This is a genomic window from Embleya sp. NPDC055664 (assembly GCF_053618075.1).
Map to the genome: position 1 here is coordinate 547870 of NZ_JBSHGZ010000001.1, position 18614 is coordinate 566483.

Consider the following 18614-nt stretch of genomic DNA (forward strand, 5'->3'; position numbering starts at 1 on the left):
ACATGAATGCGACGCGGTTCGATCGAAGCCGACCCCCGCATGTGAGGATCGAGGTAGCGCGGCGGGCCCTCGCGCGTGCCGATCGAGGTGGTGGCCTCGGTCGACCGAACGGGGGGCCGACGACACACGCGGGTGCCGCGACCGGCAACATACGCGGCACCGGGCGCGCGGTCCGGGCCACCCCCGAGTCCCCGCGCCGATCGCCCCGAACCCGGAGGTACACCGTGGAGCCCGAGCCGGTACGCACGAGCCTGGACGACAAGCCCGGCCACCCGTACTCGACCGACGATCCGGTCCGGATGACGCTGGACGACGGCATCGCCACCATCACGCTGGACTCGCCCGCCAACCGCAACGCGCTGTCCGCGCGCCTGGTCGCCCGGCTGCGCCACCACCTCGCCGAGGCGGGCGTGGACGAGCGGGTGCGGGCGGTGGTGCTCACCCACACCGGGCCGACCTTCTGTTCGGGCATGGACCTGCGCGAGGCGGCGGCGGGCGGGATGGCCCAGGGCGCGGAGCAACTGCTCGCGCTGCTGCGCCTGGTGGTCGAGGTGCCGGTGCCGGTGGTCGCACACCTGCGCGGCAACGCGCGCGCCGGCGGGATCGGCCTGGTCGGCGCGGCGGATCTGGCGATCGCGCCGGCGCAGGCGACGTTCGCGTTCACCGAGGCGCGGCTCGGGCTCAGCCCGGCGGTGATCTCGCTGACCACCGCGCCCCGGATGGATCCGCGGTCGGTGTCGCGGTACTACCTCACCAGCGACGTGTTCGACGGCGCGGAGGCGGAGCGGATCGGCCTGCTGACCCGCGCGGTGGACGGGCCCGAGGGCGCGGACGAGGCGGTGGCGGCGCTGGTCGCGTCGTTCCGACTGTGCTCGCGGCAGGGGTTGGTCGAGTCGAAGAAGTTGACGATCGGTGCGTTGCAGGCCGGTTTCGACCGGGACGGGCGGGAGTTGGCCCGGCGCTCGGCGGAATTGTTCGCCTCGGCCGACGCGACGGAGGGCATGGCGGCGTTTCGGGAGAAGCGGGCGCCGAAGTGGGTGAGCGAGGGCGGAGTGGGAAGGTGACGGATCCGGTGCTGTGCGTAACCGTGAGTGGCCGGGCGGGAGTTGCCGGGACGTGACCGGTGAGCTCTTCCCGGTGCCCCGGGAGCGGGTCGAACTCGCTCCCGGGGCCTGGCACGTGCCGGACTGGCTTTCGCTCGACGAGCAGCGGGAGTTGGTGGTCGCGGCCCGCGCGTGGGCCGCGCCGCCGGCGGGCATGCGGCAGGTGGTGATGCCCTCGGGTGGGGTGATGAGCGTGCGCACTGTGTGCCTCGGGCTGCACTGGGAGCCGTACCGCTACAGCGATTTGCTGCCGGACGGCACGCCGGTCAAGCCGTTCCCGGCGCTGCTGGGCGAGTTGGCCCGGCGGGCGGTGGTCGAGGTGTACGGGACGGTTCCGGCCGACCCGTACGACATCGGCTTGGTCAACCACTACGACGCCAAGGCGAGCATGGGCCTGCACCGCGACGCGGACGAGGCGTCGCCGGCGCCGGTGGTGTCGCTGAGCATCGGCGACAGGTGTGTGTTCCGCTTCGGCAACACCGAGACGCGGAACCGTCCGTGGACGGACGTGGAGCTGTACAGCGGCGACCTGATCGTGTTCGGCGGCCCGTCCCGGCTCGCGTACCACGGCGTGCCGAGGATCCGCCCGGGCACGGGCGACCCGGCGACGGGCCTGGCGGGCGGCCGGCTCAACATCACCATCCGGGCGTCGGGGCGGCGGCCTGCCGGGTCGTAGGGCCTTACCCCGGTTCGTGATGGGCGAGTACCTGCCCGAGCAGGCGGGTCAGGGTCTGCCGGTCCTCGGCCGACAGCGGCGCGAGGAGGTCGTCCTGGGCCCGATCGAGCAGTTCGTCCATGCGGCGCAGTTGACGCAGGCCGTTCTCGGTGAGGGTGACCCGGTTGCGCCGGCCGTGGCCGGGGTCGGGGGAGCGGTCGACGAAGCCCTCCTCGACGAGGGCGTTGACCGCTGCCACGATGTCGCTGCGGTCGACGCGGCACCGTCGGCCGAGCTGGGCCTGGCTCGCCGGCCCGAACTCGTGCAGCGCGGCCAGGATCCGGTAGTGGTAGCCGCGCGCCCCGGCGGCGGTGAACCCGTCGTTCACCAACCGGCGGGCATGCACGGCGAGTTGGGTGATCAGCCAGCTCGGCTTGGTGGTCAGGCGCCGGGGGGTTTCGTCCATGTGGATCACTGTATCGATGTTGGTATGACCAACATATGTGAGTAGTGTTGGTGTCACCAACATTGAAGTCGTGAGAGTGAAGGAGCTGTGCCGCCGTGTCCGCTACCACTGCCGATGCCACCGCCGCCTTGATTGCCGACCGTCTCGAGGTTGCCGATCTGCTTGCCCACCTCGCGAATCTGCTGGACGAACGCCGCTACGACGACGCGGGCAGCGTCTACCACGCCGATGCCGTGGTGCGCGGGCCGCGCGGCGAACTGCGTGGCCTCGACGCGCTGACCACCCTCCTGAAGGAGAGCCACGTCGAGGGAGTGCACACCCAACACGTCCACGGCGACGTACTGGTGCGCGTCGACGGCGACCGCGCCGAGGCCACCGCGAACCAACTCGTGTACTTCCACCACGAGGGCGAACCGCCGCACCGGACCAGCGGCCTGCGCGTAGCCGCAACGGCCGTGCGGACCCGGGAGGGCTGGCGCTTCAGCGAAATGCGGATCACTCTCGCCTGGACGCACGACGCATGACCGATGAGTTTCCCCGCTCCGCACGGTCTCCAGGGGGAGACGAGACGACGAGGAGCGTGCGGAGCGTGGGAACCATGAAGCAGGCGGAATCCGTGAGCGCCACCCTGACCATTGCCCTGCCCGCCGCGAAGGTGTTCGCGGTGCTGGCCGACCCGACGACCCACGCCTCCATCGATGGCACCGGCTGGGTCCAGGAGTGCGTCGACCGGGCGCCGCTGACCGAGGTGGGGCAGGTCTTCCGGATGGCCATGTATCACGCCAAGCACCCGGACGGCGACTACCGGATGGCCAACCAGGTCCGCGTCCTCGACGCGCCGCACGCCATCGGCTGGGCGCCCGGGATGGAACAGGCCGACGGCGGCCTGCAGTTCGGCGGCTGGACCTGGCGCTACGACCTCAAGCCACTCGACGCGTCACAAACCGAGGTCACCCTCACCTACGACTGGTCGGCGGCGTCGGAACCCGCCCGGGAGCGCTTCCAATTCCCACCCTTCGGCCCCGAACACCTCCCCAACTCCCTCCACCACCTGGCCAAGCTCGCCGCCGCCGGCTGACGAGACCGCCCGCCGGTCAGACGGGCCGGGTCATGGGCCCTTCGCGGTACATCTCGGCGGCGGGTGCGGTCGTGATCCTGTCGGCGCGTGCGCCGTATGCGTATTCGACCATCCACCGGTCCCCGTCGTGCCAGATGCGGGTGATGGTGCCGAGGTGGTGATGTCGCGCGTGGTGGTCGACCTTGCGCCACAGGGGTTCGCCGATGGCCCAGGGAGGCGTGGGCGTGTCGGTCATGGTCTCTCCTTGCGTATGGAACGGGGCGACGGGGTCGGGGACTTCGGCACGCGGCGCTCGGTGCGCGATGATGCGCACGTAGCCCGGGGAGAACCCGGTCGCGCGGGCAATGACCTCCACCGACATGCCGCTTCGATACGCATCGGCCACGGCGCCCCGCAACGCGGCCCCGGCGGCGCGGCAGTGCCGGTGGTGGGCGCGCTGCCGATGCGGTGGGGCGGTCGCGGGGTCGGGCCGGCGGCCCGCAAGTCGATGGCGTTCGGGGGCGGTTGCACCGAGACGTTCAAGAAGCGGCGGGTACACGGACCTGCTTTCGGTGGTGGATCGGCGGACGGCCCGGCCCGGCCGGTTGTGCGGGGGTCTTCAGGCACCCAGCCGGACAAGGGATCGAGCCCCCGGTCCCGCAGCCGCGCCGGTGGCCGCAGGACCGGGGGGGTGCCGCCCGCAGGAAACGGTCGGAGCGGGCGGCATCGGGCGTGGCTCAGCCGCCCGAGTCCAAACCGCGCCCCACCAACGGCGCCGGAAAGGTCCGCATCAAATACACCCGCGCCTCATGCACCAGAGCCGTCAACTCCGCCCGCGTCACATCGAGCGGATCACGACCGGGTGCCGTGATGCGGACTGCTCGGTCCGGATTGCCGGACGGTTGGATGGTTACGGAGTAGGACATGACGACGGCCCCTAGCGTTGGAAACCTGGTGGTCACAACGCTAGGGGCCGTCCAGTGACGTGAGGACTACGTTCTGTATCCCTTCCGAGGCTTGCGTCAGGCCACGCCCACACGCCTCGCAAACTCCATTCGATGCCCGCTCCTGCGGTACTTCGCCGTCATCAGGCGCACGTTCTCGCGCACGGCCGGATGCATGCGCGCCTGTTGGGGAGCCAGCTTCTCCGCTTGTTCGAACGCCTCCCAGGCCGAGTCGTGGTCGCCCGCCAGGTAGTGTGCGCGGCCCGCGTCGATGTGGAAGTGGCTGCGGCGTTCCCTGCTGTAGTCCTTCGGCAGGATGATTCGCTCCAACCGGCGGACCGCGTCGCGCCCACGGCCCAGTTCGACCGGCAGCGAAACGCCCCAGATGGCGACGTTCGTCGGACCGAAGACCAACTCGAAGTCGTTGCGGTCCCGGCCGAGTTCGGTCGCCGCCTGCTCGGCCTTCGCCCAGTGCGCCCAGGCGGCCTCACCGTCGTAGCCGCGTGCCGAGTTGAGCGACGCCTTCAGATGGTAGGCGCCCGCGAGCGACAGGGACATCGGGTCGTCGCGATACCGAGGCTTGGACAGCTCGGTCAGGCCGTCATCGAGGATGTCCGCTGCCTCCTCGTGCTCGCCGATGCCGATGTACTCGCCCGACTCGTACCAGCGGGCGGCCAACATCCGCAGCGGATCCTCCGTGCGCTCGGCGGCCCACAGGACCCGCTCGGTCGCGAGGGTCGCGTCGCTGATCAGGCCCATTTTGTAGAGGTATTGCATCGCGGCCTCGTAAGCCGAGCACAACAGGCCGTACGCCTCCCGCTGTTCGTGCGTTTCCAGCACGTGCGTGGCGATTCGGGTGTCACGCAGCAGGTCGGGCAGCACCTCGCCGGTCCGGGTCATCGCTGCGGCCTGCCGCCAAGCGCTTGCCTCGGCGACACGAAGGCGCAGGTCGGCGAGGTCGACCTCGCGGATTTGGGTGTCTGTTGGGCGAGGCGGTCGGTTGTAGCGCAGGAGTTCGCGCTTGATCGCGGACACCGCTCCGTCGTCCGAGCCCGGCACGTAGTACGGGGCTCCGGTGATGTCGGTCGGGTGGCACTTCAAGGCACGTGCCAGGGTCAGGATGTTCGCGGGTCGGTCCAGGCTGCGGGCACCGCGCTCGTATGCCTTGATGGCGGCGAGGCTGAAGTTCGCCTCCATCGCGAGGCGGCTCTGCGTCCAGCCTCGGGCGGCACGGGCCGCCGCCAATCGGGAGCCGTTGTGCTCGATCGTCGGCGTCTCGTCGTGGTCCGTGGGCATGACCTGGGATCCCTCCGAGCAGGCCCACCCGAGCCGGCGACACGCTCGGTGTCGCGCTCCTGCCGAGCAACGCACGCCGCGCCGTACCCGGGCGAAGCAAATCAGGTCCTGCCAGCGTACGCCGAAGCGCGACCCGAACAGGATGCCGAAACGGGCAACTTCGCCTGAGCCCACCCCGCCGGGGCAACGAAGAGGACAAATTGGCGTCCGAGCCCTGAAAAGGCTTGAAAACGTGACCGCATCTCCCCGACAGAAACCCGAGCGAACCACGACGACCCGCAACCACCCCCGGGCCTCCTTATTCAACGGGCATCCCCTCACCGAAGCGACAGACCAGTAAATAAGGTCCGCTCTGAGCCGGATGCGGCCCCAAGCGACTCAGTCGAGGAGAGTCGTCACCGCCATGCTCAAAGCACCGGAGGATCGAACCGCAGGTCTGCGCATGCACCGACCGGGATTCGAGAGGTTGTTGTCCGCCACGCCTGCAAGATCACCGGCCGTGCGACCGTCGGGACAGTCGCAGCGAGCCTTGCGGAAGCACCCGGCATTGCTGGGAGACTGAAACCCTTGCCGGGCCCTGGACCGAGAAGAGGCCCTGGTCAGACCACATTCAGGAAGAATCTCTGCCTCAATTGCCCAATCCTCATCACGAAATGGCAAAGACCCAGAGGACCTGCAGGTCAGCAAGAGAAGTCCCCACACACGTGGGGGTGAACCGGGTTGTGGCGGTGGGTCAGCGGGGCGTCCCGCGAAGTCCCCACACACGTGGGGGTGAACCGAGCGACACACTCTCGCCGCTGGAGCTCCCGCAGAAGTCCCCGCACACGTGGGGGTGAACCGCCGTTGAGCATGCTCGCGTGTGCCCCGGATGCGAAGTCCCCACACACGTGGGGGTGAACCGTGGAGGCGGCCCGTGGTAGCCGTGACGTGGATCCGAGGGGATCGGGGGGAGCCCGGGTGCGCGGGTATCCCGGTCGGCGCGAGCCGTACGTCACGAGTGTGTGAACGCGGCCACGTCGCCAGTGCGGGCGGGCGTAACCTCCCCGGACCAGAACTGTGTGGGGATCATGCACGCTCGCACCATCGGCGCCGTCTTGGCCGTCGCCTGCGTGCTTGCACTTGCCGCCTGCAGCGAACGCGACGACAAGGTCGTTGCCGAGGCGAACAACCCGATGATCATCGACAAGTCCGTCAGCGAACCGCCCGGTGGGACCGTGTCGCCGACGGTTGCCGCCCCGGGGGCCTCAACCGCCCCGGCCGCCCGGGCCGGAGTCGCACCCGCCTCGACCAAGCCCGGTGCCCTGCCCGCCGCAAAGGTCGGTGACACGCTCACCCTGACCAACACCAAGGGCGTCCCGGTCGACGTCACCCCGGTGAAAGGCGTCGATCCGGCCGGGTCGTCGGACCGATACCTCAAGCCCAAAGCGGGCAACCGGTACGTCGCGATCCAGTGGAAGATCGTCAGCAGCGGTGACCAGCCGATCAGCGACACGCAGAACTTCGGCTCCCGTCTGATCGGCGCCGATGGTCAGCAGTTCGGCAGCAGCTTCGGTGAGACCAGCGCCGGCCCCGCGTTCCCGTCGAGCGTGAGCATCCCGCCCGGTGGTGTCCGGCTCGGATTCGTCACCTATGAGGTGCCCACCGCCGCAAAGATCACGACGATCCAGTTGCAGATCAGCATGATGTCAACCAACACCGGACAGTGGAACGCCTGACCTAACCGCAACACCCGAGGCTCCCGCGACCCGAACGCGCGGGGGCCTCGGCCATCTCCGCGCCGACGCAGCGGACGGCCCGCCCGCCACCCATCCGGCCGCAGACCGCGGCTTCGAGGTCACCTCGCCGCACGCCCGCCTACCCCGTTGCCGCCGCCAGCGCCGCCAGGGCCATTCGGCTCAGCATCGGGGCCAGGATGCGTTGGGGGGTGCGCAGTGTGTGGGGGGTGGAGTTGATCAGGCCGAAGGCGGCGTGGACCGCGGCGCGGGCCTCGCGGTCGTCCAGGCGGTTCGGGTGGGCCTTCATCGCCACCTCGACCCACAGCTCCACGTAGGCGCGCTGGACGCGGCGGATCCGGTGTCGCTCGGCCGTGGGGACCTGGTTGAGCGCGTGGTCGTGCAGCGTGATCAGGTCCGGGTGGCGCAGCGCGAACTCGACCTGGCCCTCGATCAGCGCGGCCAGCGCCTGCGCCGGGTCCTCGATCGACGCCCGCAGCTCGCCCCGGGCCAGCAGCTGCTCGCTGATGTCGACCAGCAGCTCGGTGAGCATCGCCTCCTTGCCCCGGAAGTGTTTGTACAGCGCGGGGCCGCTGATGCCCACCGCCGCGCCGATGTCGTCCATGCCCACGCTGTGATAGCCGCGCTCGGCGAACAGCCGGGCGGCCACCTGCAGGATCTGGTCTCGACGGCTCACGGTCATGTGTCCATGCTAGACACTCGGATTAACCGTGGTTAACCTCGGGGGCAGGTGAACGAAGGTTAACTCGAGGCGGTGTCATGGAAAACGTGCTCGGCACAGCCGCCGACCCGGGGTCGCAGACCTACCGGGCCAACGCGGAAGCCCACGAACGCGCGGTCGGCGAACTGCGCGCCCGGTTGGCGACCACCGCGTTGGGCGGCGGCGAACGGGCCCGGGAACGGCACACCGCGCGGGGCAAGCTGCTCCCGCGCGACCGGGTGGAGACCCTGTTGGACCCCGGCACGCCGTTCCTGGAGATCGCGCCGCTGGCCGCCGACGGGATGTACGGCGGCGATGCGCCGGCCGCGGGGATCATCGCGGGCGTGGGCCGGGTCGCCGGCCGCGAGTGCGTGATCGCGGCCAACGACGCGACGGTCAAGGGCGGCACCTACTACCCGATGACGGTCAAGAAGCACCTGCGGGCCCAGGAGATCGCGCTGGAGAACCGACTCCCGTGCCTGTACCTGGTCGACTCCGGCGGCGCGTTCCTGCCCATGCAGGACGAGGTCTTCCCGGACCGGGAGCACTTCGGGCGGATCTTCTACAACCAGGCGCAGATGAGCGCCCGGGGCATCCCGCAGATCTCCGCCGTGCTCGGCTCGTGCACCGCCGGCGGCGCGTACGTGCCGGCCATGAGCGACGAGACGGTGATCGTGCGTAACCAGGGCACCATCTTCCTCGGCGGCCCGCCGCTGGTGAAGGCCGCCACCGGCGAGGTGGTCAGCGCCGAGGAGTTGGGCGGCGGCGACGTACACGCCCGCATCTCCGGCGTCGTCGACCACCTCGCGGCCGACGACAAGGACGCGCTGCGGATCGTCCGCGACATCGTCGGCACCCTCGGCGCCCGGCCGCAACTGCCTTGGGATGTACGGGAAGTGGAGCCGCCGGCCGTCGACCCGGCCGGGCTGTACGGGGTCGTGCCGCCCGACGCGCGCACCCCCTACGACGTGCGCGAGGTGATTGCGCGCATCGTCGACGGCTCGCGCTTCCACGAGTTCAAGGGCGAATACGGCACCACGCTGGTCACCGGCTTCGCCCGGATCCACGGCCACCCGGTGGGGATCGTCGCCAACAACGGCATCCTGTTCGCCGAATCCGCGGTCAAGGGCGCGCACTTCATCGAACTGTGCGACCAGCGCGGCATCCCGCTGCTGTTCCTCCAGAACATCACCGGCTTCATGGTCGGCAAGGACTACGAGCACGGCGGCATCGCCAAGCACGGCGCCAAGATGGTCACCGCGGTGGCCACCACCCGCGTGCCCAAGCTGACCGTCGTCATCGGCGGTTCGCACGGCGCGGGCAACTACTCGATGTGCGGACGTGCCTACAGTCCGCGCTTCTTGTGGATGTGGCCCACCGCCAAGATCTCGGTGATGGGCGGCGAACAGGCTGCCACCGTGCTCGCCACCGTCAAGCGCGACCAGATCGAGGCGCGCGGCGAGAGCTGGGACGGCGAGGAGGAGTTCAAGCAGCCGATCCGCGAGCAGTACGAGCGGCAGGGCAACGCCTATTACGCGACCGCGCGCCTGTGGGACGACGGGATCATCGACCCCCTCGACACCCGCACCGTGTTGGGCCTGGCCCTGACGGCGTGCGCCAACGCGCCGCTGGCCGAGCCGCGCTTCGGTCTGTTCCGGATGTAGAGGGGTCACGACGTGTTCGACGCAGTACTGGTCGCCAACCGAGGCGAGATCGCGGTCCGGGTCATCCGCACGCTGCGCCGCCTGGGCGTGCGCGCGGTCACCGTGTACGGGCCGGGCGACGCCGCCGCGCGGCACGTGCGCGAGGCCGACGCGGCGGTCGAGGTACCGAGCTACCTGGACGTGGACGCGGTGGTCGCGGCCGCCGTGCGCGCCGGCGCCGGGGCGGTTCACCCCGGCTACGGATTCCTGTCCGAGAACGCCGCGTTCGCCGCCGCCGTGGCGCGCGCCGGGCTGGTCTTCGTCGGCCCGCCGGCGGGCGTGATCGAGCTGATGGGCGACAAGATCCGGGCCAAGGAGACGGTCGCCGCCTACGGCGTGCCGGTGGTGCCCGGCGGCGGCGCGGCGGGCATGACCGACGCCGAACTCGTGAACATTGCCCGGGAGATCGGCTTCCCGGTGCTGATCAAGCCGTCGGCGGGCGGCGGCGGCAAGGGCATGCGCCTGGTGCACGACGGCGCGCTGCTCGCCGACGAGATCGCCGCGGCCCGGCGCCAGGCCAAGGGCGCGTTCGGCGACGACACGCTGTTGATCGAGCGCTGGATCGACCGCCCCCGGCACATCGAGATCCAGGTGCTCGCGGACACCCACGGCACGGTCGTGCACCTGGGCGAACGCGAGTGCAGCCTGCAGCGCCGGCACCAGAAGATCATCGAGGAGGCGCCGTCGGCGCTGCTCGACGCGGACACCCGGGCCGCGATGGGCGCCGCCGCCGTGCGCGCCGCCCGGGCCTGCGGATACGTCGGCGCGGGCACGATCGAGTTCATCGTGCCGTCGGAGGATCCCGGCTCGTTCTACTTCATGGAGATGAACACCCGCCTCCAGGTCGAGCACCCGGTGACCGAACTGGTCACCCGCGTCGACCTGGTGGAGAGTCAACTGCGGATCGCCGCGGGCGCCGCGATCGGCAAGTCGGACGTGTCGATGCACGGGCACGCGGTCGAGGCGCGGATCTATGCCGAGGATCCCGATCGGGGCTTCCTGCCCACGGGCGGCCGGGTGTTGACGGTGTGTGAGCCGGAACTCGAAGGCGTCCGCGTCGACTCCGGGCTGCGCGAGGGCGGTGAGGTCGGCAGTTCGTACGACCCGATGCTGGCCAAGGTGATCGCCTACGGCGACGACCGGGCGACGGCGATCAGCCGACTGCGGGCGGCACTTGCCCAGACCCGGGTCCTTGGGGTGACCACCAACCTCGGCTTCCTGTACCGCCTGCTGGGCGACCCGGCGGTGCTCGCGGGCGACCTGGACACCGGCCTCGTGGAGGCCAGGACGGACGCGCTGACCGGGCATCCGGCGCCGCCGGAGGTGGCGGTCGCCGCGGCGCTCGCGGCGCGGGCCGAGCGGGTGTCGGCCGACGGCTGGGCGGACCCGTTCGCGGCGCAGACCGGCTGGCGGGTGGGCGGACCGGCCTGGGACACGCACGTGTTGCGGATCGGGCCGGGCGAGCCGATCGAGGTGCGGGTGCGCGACGGCGAGGTCTCGGTCGACGGCGGCCCGGCCGTGTCGGCCTCGGTCTCGGCGGTGCCGGGCGGGCTTTCCGTCGGGTACGACGGGCTGACCCGGCGCTTCGACTACGTCGCCGAGTCGTCGGGCGTGCGCTGGCTCGCCTACGGGCCGGACACCTGGCGGGTGAGCGAGGTGGACACCGTACGGGCCGAGGCGGCGGGCGGCGCGGCGCACACCGGCGCGCTGACCTCGCCGATGCCGGGCACGGTGACGGTGGTCAAGGCCGCCGTCGGCGACCGGGTCGCCCGCGGACAGACCGTGGTCGTGGTGGAGGCGATGAAGATGGAGCACGCGTTGACCGCGCCGTTCGCCGGCGTGGTCGCCGAACTGGGCGCGGTGGTGGGCGCGTCGGTGGCGATGGACCAGACGCTGGCGGTGGTGGAGCCGGACCCCGACGGGGCCGACCCGGAAGCGGCGGCGGGGGCCGAAGGAGAGGCGACGGAACGATGACGCGTCGACTGCCGGATGTACGCCGCGAACCCGGGTTGCCGGAGCGGGTGTTCATCCACGAGGTGGGTGCCCGGGACGGACTCCAGAACGAGTCCGGCGTGGTGCCGACCGAGGCCAAGATCGAGTTCGTTCGCCGGCTGGCCCGTGCGGGTCTGCGCACGATCGAGGTGACCAGCTTCGTACCGCCCAAATGGGTGCCCCAACTCGGCGACGCTGCCGAGGTGTTCGCGGCGGTCCGGGCCGACGCCGAGATCACCGCCGGCGATCGCCGCCTGCCGGTCCTGGTGCCCAACGAGCGCGGCTTCGACCGCGCCGTCGAGCTGGGCGCCGACCGCATCGCGGTGTTCGGCAGCGCCACCGAGACCTTCGCCCGGCGCAACCTCAACCGCACGGTGGCCGAATCGTTGGCCATGTTCGCCCCCGTGGTCGAGCGGGCCGGCGCCGCCGGGATCGACACACGCGGCTACCTGTCCATGTGCTGGGGCGACCCGTGGGAGGGGCCCGTCCCGCTCGACCAGGTGGTGCGCGTCGGCAAGGCCCTGGTGGACATGGGCTGTTCGCAACTCAGCCTGGGCGACACGATCGGGGTGGCCACCCCCGGACACGTCACCGCGCTGCTGACCGCGTTCGCCGAGGCGGGCGTGCCGGCGTCGCGCATCGCGGTGCACTTCCACGACAGTTACGGCCAGGCGCTGGCCAACACCCTCGCCGCGCTGCGCTTCGGGGTGACCACCGTGGACGCGTCGGCGGGCGGTCTGGGCGGATGCCCGTACGCGGAGAGCGCGACCGGCAACCTCGCCACCGAGGACCTGGTGTGGATGCTGCACGGCCTCGGCATCGAGACCGGCGTGGACCTCGGCGCGCTGGTGGCCACCAGCGCCTGGATGGCCGACCTGCTCGGGCGCCCCAGCCCCTCGCGCGCGGTCCAGGCGCTGATCGGCAAGCGGGTGGACGCGCACGGCCTGGTGCTCGCCGACCCGACCACCGCCACCGCCGCCGGCACCACCGCCGACGCGTAGCCGCGACCGCCCGCCCGGCCGCCGACCGAACCACCTCCGACGTACCGAAGCCGCCACGAGCGGCCCGGTCCGTCCCCCGCCACCGAACCCGGGAGCCCGGATCATGTTGGACCACCGCCTCGACGAGGAATACGAGCAACTGCGGCGCACGGTCGCCGAGTTCGCCAAGGACGTGATCGCGCCCGCGATCGGCGACCTGTACGAGAAGCACGAGTTCCCGTACACGATCATCCGCGAGATGGGCCGGATGGGCCTGTTCGGCCTGCCGTTCCCGGAGGAGTACGGCGGCATGGGCGGCGACTACCTCGCGCTCGGCCTGGTCCTGGAGGAGTTGGCCCGGGTCGACTCCTCCGTGGCGATCACCCTGGAGGCGGCCGTCTCGCTGGGCGCGATGCCGATCTACCGCTTCGGCACCGAGGAGCAGAAGCAGACCTGGCTGCCCAAGCTGACCAGCGGCGAGATGCTGGGCGCCTTCGGCCTGACCGAGCCCGGCGGCGGCTCCGACGCGGGCGCCACCCGCACCACCGCCCGCCTGGACGAGGCGACGGGGGAGTGGGTGATCAACGGCGGCAAGTGCTTCATCACCAACTCCGGCACCGACATCACCGGCTTCGTCACGGTCACCGCGGTCACCGGTACCAAGGGCGACGGCGGCAAGGAGATCAGCACGATCATCGTGCCGGCGGGCACGAAGGGCTTCACCGTCGCACCGCCCTACTCCAAGGTCGGTTGGAATTGTTCGGACACCCGCGAGTTGTCGTTCACCGACGTGCGCGTCCCGGCGGAGAACCTGCTCGGCGAACGCGGGCGCGGCTACGCCCAGTTCCTGTCCATCCTGGACGAGGGTCGGGTGGCCATCGCGGCGCTGGCCACGGGGTTGGCCCAGGGCTGCGTGGACGAGTCGGTGCGCTACGCGGGTGAGCGCGAGGCGTTCGGCCGGCCGATCGGGGCCAACCAGGCGATCGCGTTCAAGCTCGCCGACATGGAACTGCGGGCGCACAACTCGCGGTTGGGCTGGCGGCACGCGGCCTCGCTGCTCGTACACGGCGAGGGCTTCAAGAAGGAGGCCGCGCTGGCCAAGCTGTACAGCTCGGAGAGCGCGGTGGACAACGCCCGCGACGCCACCCAGATCCACGGCGGCTACGGCTTCATGAACGAGTTCCCGGTGGCCCGCTTCTGGCGCGACGCCAAGATCCTGGAGATCGGCGAGGGCACCAGCGAGGTGCAACGCATGCTGATCGCGCGGGAGTTGGGCCTGCCGCGTTGAAGCGATGACGGCTGGTTCGGCACCGACCCTCCTGGACGACAGCCGTCCGGGAGGGTCGGTTTCGGTATTCCGGGTGAATGAACCTGTTCACCGTGCGACAGCGCGGGTGGGGGTCAGCGGTCGACGGCCGGCCGGGCTCGGCGTGCTCCGGCCAGGACCGAATCGAGCAGGCCGGGGAAGAGGTCGTCCAGGTCGTCGCGGCGCACCCGGACGAGGCGGGTCCGGCCCTCGATGGTCGTCCAGGTGACCCCGGCTTCGCGCAGCACCCGGTAGTGGTGGGACAACGTCGTCTGGTGGACGTCGAGTTCCTCGCCGGCCGCGGAGCAGTTGTCCGGGCCGGTGCGGTCGAGCCGCTGCACGAGTTCGAGCCGCACGGGATCACCGAGCGCCCGCAGCACGTCCACGAGCCGGATGGCGTCCCGGGCCGGCTGTGACACCTCGCGCATCGTCCGCCTCCTGTCTCCTGCCTCGTGCTGCTGATGCTCATCGCGTCGGGGCGAGTCTATCCGACACATTGATACATGGACAAGCATCCATGCATTGCCTACGCTGCCGACTCGTCAGCTCTTGCGATCGCTGCTGCGGTCCGCTCTTGGGGTCCGCTTTGGCGTTCCGCTTGGGCGGTCCGCTTGGGCGGTCCGCCATGCGATCCGCTTTGCGATCCGCCGCACCGGAAGGCAGTACCGCCCATGTTCAAACGTCTCGCGCCGTTGGCGCTGGCGACCTTCGCCGTCGGCACCGACAGCTACGTCATCGCCGGTCTACTCCCGTCCATCGCCGACGACCTGGATGTCTCGACGCCCGCCGCCGGGCAGCTGGTCACGGTCTTCGCCCTGGTCCTCGCCGTGTCGGCACCCGTCATGGCGGCGGTGGCCGGAGCCTTGGACCGCCGTACGGCCCTGCTCGTGGCACTCGGCGTGTTCGTCGTCGGCAACGCCCTCACTGCGGTCGGCACCGGCTACGAGGTGGTCATGGCCGCCCGCGTCCTCACCGCGATCGGCGCCGGCACGATCACCTCGACCGCGTCCGGCACGGCCGCCGCCATCGTCGAGCCCGAACGCCGGGGCCGGGCGCTGGCGTTCGTCCTCGGCGGCCTGACCCTGGCCACCGCCGTCGGCCTGCCACTGGGCACGCTGATCGGCCGCACCGACTGGCGCATCACCCTGTGGGCCGTCGCCGCCCTCGGCCTGCTCGCCGCGGTCGGCGTGGCCCTCGGCCTGCCCAAGGTGGTCCTGCCGGCGGCATCCCTGGCCGACCGCCTACGCCCACTGCGGCAGCGTCGCGTCCTGAGCCTCCTGGCGATCACCGCGATGACGTTCCTGGCCTCCTACACGCTCTACACGTACATCGCCCCCGCACTCGACGACGCCACCAACGGCTCCGACGCACGGCTGACCCTGATCCTCACGGCCTGGGGCACCGGCACCCTGGCCGGCAACCTCACAGCCGGCCGCCTGGTAGACCGCCGCGACCCCACCCGAGTCCTCACCGTCGCGCTTGCGTCGGCCACGGTCGCGCTGGCCCTCACCCCCGTCGCCGTACACGCCCTGGCTTCGGCAATGGTGTGGGCCATGATCTGGGGTGGATCCGTTGGCATCATCGTCGTCCCGCAACAACACCGCCTGATCGCCCTACACCCCACCGCCGCACCAATACTCCTGGGCCTCAACTCCTGCGCCATCTATACCGGAATCGCCCTGGGCGGCGCCCTCGGCGGCCTGGCCCAACAGTGGCCGTCCCTGACCCCGCCCCAACTCGGCTACGTGGCTGCCGCCATCACCGCGATCACGCTGCTCCACCACATAGCGGCCATCCGCCGGGCTCAGGCACAGACCCAGGTCCCCGCTCCCGCGACGCCGCCACAGGACAAGCACCCGTCCACCATCTGATCGGCCACCAAAGCGGTTTGCCTGCTTCGGCGGCGAGCCTTCGGGACGGCGACGAGGTGGTCGCGCCATAGCCTGGGCCACATGATCAGGAGTGTCGTTTTCGATGTGGGTGAGACCCTGACCGACGATGCCCGGTTCTGGGGGCGTTGGGCTGAGTGGGTGGGAGTTCCGCCGCACACCATGTCGGCTCTGGTCGGGGCGGTGACGGCCCTGGGGATGGACAACGCGGAGGCATTGCGTCGGATCCGGCCGGGTTTCGACGTGGATGCCGAGCGGGCTGCGCGCGAGGCGGCCGGCATCGGTGAGGTGCTGGAGGAGTCGGACCTGTATCCGGATGTGCGCCCGGCGCTGGCGGAGTTGCTGGCGGCGGGCGTGTGGGTGGGGGTTGCGGGCAACCAGACACGGCGAGCGGGCGAGCTGTTGCGCGCCTTGGATCTGCCGGTGGACGCGGTGGCGGTGTCCGAGGAGTGGGGCGTGGCCAAGCCCGAGGATGCCTTCTTCGCGCGGTTGCGCGCATGGGCCCCCGGGGAGCCCCACGAGATCCTGTATGTAGGCGACCATCCGGCGAACGACCACGTCCCGGCGGCCCGGGCCGGGTTGCGCACGGCCATGGTGCGACGTGGCCCTTGGGGTTACTTGTGGGCGGATGATCCAGAGATGAATCGCGCCGACTGGACGATCGATTCGCTGTCCGAAATCGCGAACCTCATCGGGCGGTAACCACACGAATCACCATCCCGAGCGCACCGACGAGGGTAGCGTGCAAGACATGCCGCCATCCTCGCAAATCGGATTGGGCGCCCGTGTCGCGTCGGCTCGAGGCGGACGCCGGATGACGCAGGTGGCGTTGGCCAGGGCCGCAGGCATGTCGCTGAGCATGCTCCGCAAGATCGAACAGGGAACGAGGTACCCGTCCGACGACGGTTTGTCGAACCTGGCCGACGCACTCGGGGTCGACATCCATCGCCTGCTCGGAATCCGCGAGACGAGGGACAGTCGGGTAAGTGCGGCACTGCCTGCGATGCGCGCTGCGATCGACGGCTACGACATGCCGGAGGACGGGCCGATCCGGGCGCTGCCCGAACTCCGGAAGGCAGTGGACACGGCCGTTGAACGGCGACTTGCGTCGCAGTATGCCCTTCTCGCACAGACCTTGCCGGACCTGTTGACCGAGTTGGCTGGTTGCGGGTGGCTGGTGCGGGGCGGCCTGAGTCGGTGGTGGGCCGCCGCCGGCGTGCGGGGCTCCGAGACTGAGGGCTTCCGACGAGACGGGTGCGTTGGTCGGCGGAAACCGGCTGGCAGCGGCGGGCAGGGAGGCGCTCGGGTCGAATCCGCCGGTGGGCCTTTCCGAGTGGGTCGGATGTTTCCGGTGATGGTCACGTCCTTGGCTGCGGAGGGCTGGTCCGGGGCTGGTCAGAGTCGTCGAGGTGGGCCGCCGCCGGCGTGCGGGGCTTTGAGACTCGAAGCTCCCGACGAGACCGCCGTGTTGGTCGGCGGAAAGGCGGCCGGCAGCGGCGGGGAGGGTGGGGCTCGGGTCGAGTCTGCCGGGGAGGCTTCCCGGGTGGGTCGGCAGGCGGGTGTTTTCGGGGTGCGGTGGGCATGTGGGTGGAGGAGGTTCACGAAACCGGATCCCGTGCGGTGCCGCAGCCTGCACGCGAGGGAAACCCGCAGGTCAGCGCTTGCGGCTGCCGTTTCGAGCGCCTCGGGATCCGGTTTGACGCCCACAGGGCGGTTTCGGTCTCCTCGACGGCCTTCGAGCGGCCGCAGCGCCCGAGATCGCCTCCGACCGTGCGGTTTCGGTCTCCATACCGGAGCCGAGGGGGCCGGAGCACACGAAACCGGCACTCGACACCCGGCTTTCCCTCCGGACCCCACAAAACCGCAGGTCACCGAAATCTCGACACCCCTAACCACCCACCGAGATCCGGTTCCGAACCCCAGCCTCTCCCCAGACGCCCCCGAAACGCCCCAACCGACCGCAAGGCTCCTCAGCGATCTCAACCCGACCCTTCACCCTGCCCGCCGCTGCCGGCCGGTTTTCCGCCGAGCAACGCGGTGGTGTTGTCGGGAACCCGGAGTCCGGGAGCCCCGCACGCCGGCGGCGGCCTCGCTCGGCGACTCTGGCCCGCCCCGCACAACCGACCCAGGCGCGACTCTCGCCGGAAGCCCCTCGGCGGACTCGACCCGACCCTTCACCCTCCCCCCCGCTGTCGGTTGGGCGTTCCTCGCCTTCGAGCAGAGCAGCTTTATCCTCGGCGCCAACACCTGTACATCGACGGCGGCGAGAACCAGGTCTGACCCGACCCACCAGGTCACCGGTCACCGATGTGTCGGCTCACCCCGCTGCCCGCAGAGGTAGAACAGTTCGGGGTCGCCCTCGTCCAGGCCGTGTACCAGGCCCACCGGGCTCCAGCCGGCTCGGCCGAGGAGTCGCTGCATCGGCTGGTTGGAGACGTTGGTCGACGTGAACAGCTTCGGGGTCGTACAGGAGGCCGCCACGGCGTCCAACAACCCGCGCCCGACACCCCTCCCGCGAGCCGACGGCGCCACCATCAACATCGCGACGAATCCCTGTTCGAAGAACGTGTACTCCACCACGCAGTAGCCGAGCAGGCCGGACGCGTCCTCCGCCACCGTCGCCGAGCCCTGCCGACACCACCTCGCGATGTTCGCCCGACGCTCGGCGTCACCCGTGCTCGCGATCGCGTCGATCCCGGCCAACATGTCCGCGTCCGACTCGTTCGCGCGGCGCACCGTGAAGTCGCCGAGGCCCACTGCATCCATGGGCCCATGCTGTCAGGCCGCCCC

At 70.7% G+C, this 18614-nt stretch carries 18 protein-coding genes; 12 read left to right on the forward strand and 6 right to left on the reverse strand.

Going from position 1 to position 18614, the window contains the following annotated elements; all coding sequences use genetic code 11:
• Nucleotides 1–224: 224 nt before the first annotated feature.
• Both ACWGR4_RS02320 and ACWGR4_RS02325 read left to right on the forward strand, forming a co-directional pair.
• Entirely contained in the window at nt 225–1064 is an 840-nt protein-coding gene (locus tag ACWGR4_RS02320) for an enoyl-CoA hydratase family protein (protein WP_452129515.1), read from the forward strand.
• Nucleotides 1065–1116: 52 nt separating this feature from the next.
• Nucleotides 1117–1779, forward strand: coding sequence for an alpha-ketoglutarate-dependent dioxygenase AlkB family protein (locus ACWGR4_RS02325; RefSeq protein WP_452129516.1), 663 nt, complete (start codon nt 1117–1119; stop codon nt 1777–1779).
• Between the two features lie 4 nt (nt 1780–1783).
• Here ACWGR4_RS02325 and ACWGR4_RS02330 read toward each other — a convergent pair whose 3' ends face one another.
• Nucleotides 1784–2224 carry a MarR family winged helix-turn-helix transcriptional regulator gene (locus ACWGR4_RS02330; RefSeq protein WP_452129517.1) on the reverse strand — a complete coding sequence of 147 codons (441 nt, stop codon included), beginning with the start codon at nt 2222–2224 and terminating at the stop codon, nt 1784–1786.
• Nucleotides 2225–2319: 95 nt separating this feature from the next.
• Between ACWGR4_RS02330 and ACWGR4_RS02335 the strand changes: the two genes are divergently transcribed.
• Together ACWGR4_RS02335 and ACWGR4_RS02340 are read left to right on the forward strand one after the other, a co-directional pair.
• Nucleotides 2320–2748 carry a nuclear transport factor 2 family protein gene (locus tag ACWGR4_RS02335; RefSeq protein ID WP_452129518.1) on the forward strand — a complete coding sequence of 143 codons (429 nt, stop codon included), beginning with the start codon at nt 2320–2322 and terminating at the stop codon, nt 2746–2748.
• Nucleotides 2749–2822: 74 nt separating this feature from the next.
• Entirely contained in the window at nt 2823–3302 is a 480-nt protein-coding gene (locus ACWGR4_RS02340) for a polyketide cyclase (protein ID WP_452129519.1), read from the forward strand.
• Nucleotides 3303–3318: 16 nt separating this feature from the next.
• Here the strand turns inward: ACWGR4_RS02340 and ACWGR4_RS02345 are convergent, their stop codons facing one another.
• Both ACWGR4_RS02345 and ACWGR4_RS02350 read right to left on the reverse strand, forming a co-directional pair.
• On the reverse strand, nt 3319–3537 hold the full coding sequence (locus tag ACWGR4_RS02345) for a hypothetical protein (protein WP_379996916.1): 219 nt from the start codon (nt 3535–3537) through the stop codon (nt 3319–3321).
• 766 nt (nt 3538–4303) lie between these two features.
• A complete protein-coding gene (locus tag ACWGR4_RS02350) occupies nt 4304–5521 on the reverse strand; it encodes a helix-turn-helix domain-containing protein (RefSeq protein ID WP_452129520.1) in 1218 nt (405 codons plus the stop codon).
• A 1067-nt stretch (nt 5522–6588) separates the two neighbouring features.
• Here ACWGR4_RS02350 and ACWGR4_RS02355 point away from each other — a divergent pair.
• Nucleotides 6589–7236 (forward strand): DUF4352 domain-containing protein, encoded by a 648-nt coding sequence (locus ACWGR4_RS02355; protein WP_452129567.1) that lies wholly within the window; start codon nt 6589–6591, stop codon nt 7234–7236.
• A gap of 139 nt (nt 7237–7375) precedes the next feature.
• Here ACWGR4_RS02355 and ACWGR4_RS02360 read toward each other — a convergent pair whose 3' ends face one another.
• A complete protein-coding gene (locus ACWGR4_RS02360) occupies nt 7376–7936 on the reverse strand; it encodes a TetR/AcrR family transcriptional regulator (protein WP_379996926.1) in 561 nt (186 codons plus the stop codon).
• A 77-nt stretch (nt 7937–8013) separates the two neighbouring features.
• Here ACWGR4_RS02360 and ACWGR4_RS02365 point away from each other — a divergent pair, with 77 nt between their 5' ends.
• From ACWGR4_RS02365 to ACWGR4_RS02380, 4 genes are all read left to right on the forward strand, one after another.
• Nucleotides 8014–9618 (forward strand): carboxyl transferase domain-containing protein, encoded by a 1605-nt coding sequence (locus ACWGR4_RS02365; RefSeq protein WP_452129521.1) that lies wholly within the window; start codon nt 8014–8016, stop codon nt 9616–9618.
• 12 nt (nt 9619–9630) lie between these two features.
• Nucleotides 9631–11631 (forward strand): acetyl/propionyl/methylcrotonyl-CoA carboxylase subunit alpha, encoded by a 2001-nt coding sequence (locus tag ACWGR4_RS02370; protein WP_452129522.1) that lies wholly within the window; start codon nt 9631–9633, stop codon nt 11629–11631.
• A complete protein-coding gene (locus tag ACWGR4_RS02375) occupies nt 11628–12650 on the forward strand; it encodes a hydroxymethylglutaryl-CoA lyase (protein ID WP_452129523.1) in 1023 nt (340 codons plus the stop codon). The genes ACWGR4_RS02370 and ACWGR4_RS02375 overlap by 4 nt, the downstream gene beginning before the upstream one ends.
• A 103-nt stretch (nt 12651–12753) precedes the next feature.
• Nucleotides 12754–13917 carry an acyl-CoA dehydrogenase family protein gene (locus ACWGR4_RS02380; RefSeq protein WP_452129524.1) on the forward strand — a complete coding sequence of 388 codons (1164 nt, stop codon included), beginning with the start codon at nt 12754–12756 and terminating at the stop codon, nt 13915–13917.
• Between the two features lie 113 nt (nt 13918–14030).
• On the opposite strand, the gene ACWGR4_RS02385 is transcribed toward ACWGR4_RS02380, so the two are convergent.
• Complete coding sequence (locus ACWGR4_RS02385; RefSeq protein WP_452129525.1) at nt 14031–14363, reverse strand: ArsR/SmtB family transcription factor; 333 nt, start codon at nt 14361–14363, stop codon at nt 14031–14033.
• A 243-nt stretch (nt 14364–14606) separates the two neighbouring features.
• Here ACWGR4_RS02385 and ACWGR4_RS02390 point away from each other — a divergent pair, with 243 nt between their 5' ends.
• The 3 genes from ACWGR4_RS02390 to ACWGR4_RS02400 all read left to right on the forward strand — a co-directional run bounded on the left by ACWGR4_RS02390 (nt 14607) and on the right by ACWGR4_RS02400 (nt 18165).
• A complete protein-coding gene (locus ACWGR4_RS02390) occupies nt 14607–15806 on the forward strand; it encodes an MFS transporter (protein WP_452129526.1) in 1200 nt (399 codons plus the stop codon).
• Between the two features lie 81 nt (nt 15807–15887).
• Nucleotides 15888–16526 carry an HAD family hydrolase gene (locus tag ACWGR4_RS02395; protein ID WP_452129527.1) on the forward strand — a complete coding sequence of 213 codons (639 nt, stop codon included), beginning with the start codon at nt 15888–15890 and terminating at the stop codon, nt 16524–16526.
• Between the two features lie 49 nt (nt 16527–16575).
• A complete protein-coding gene (locus ACWGR4_RS02400; RefSeq protein WP_452129528.1) occupies nt 16576–18165 on the forward strand; it encodes a helix-turn-helix domain-containing protein in 1590 nt (529 codons plus the stop codon).
• Here ACWGR4_RS02400 and ACWGR4_RS02405 read toward each other — a convergent pair.
• Nucleotides 18126–18590 (reverse strand): N-acetyltransferase family protein, encoded by a 465-nt coding sequence (locus ACWGR4_RS02405; RefSeq protein ID WP_452129529.1) that lies wholly within the window; start codon nt 18588–18590, stop codon nt 18126–18128. The two genes, ACWGR4_RS02400 and ACWGR4_RS02405, sit on opposite strands and share 40 nt — an antisense overlap.
• Nucleotides 18591–18614: the final 24 nt, after the last annotated feature.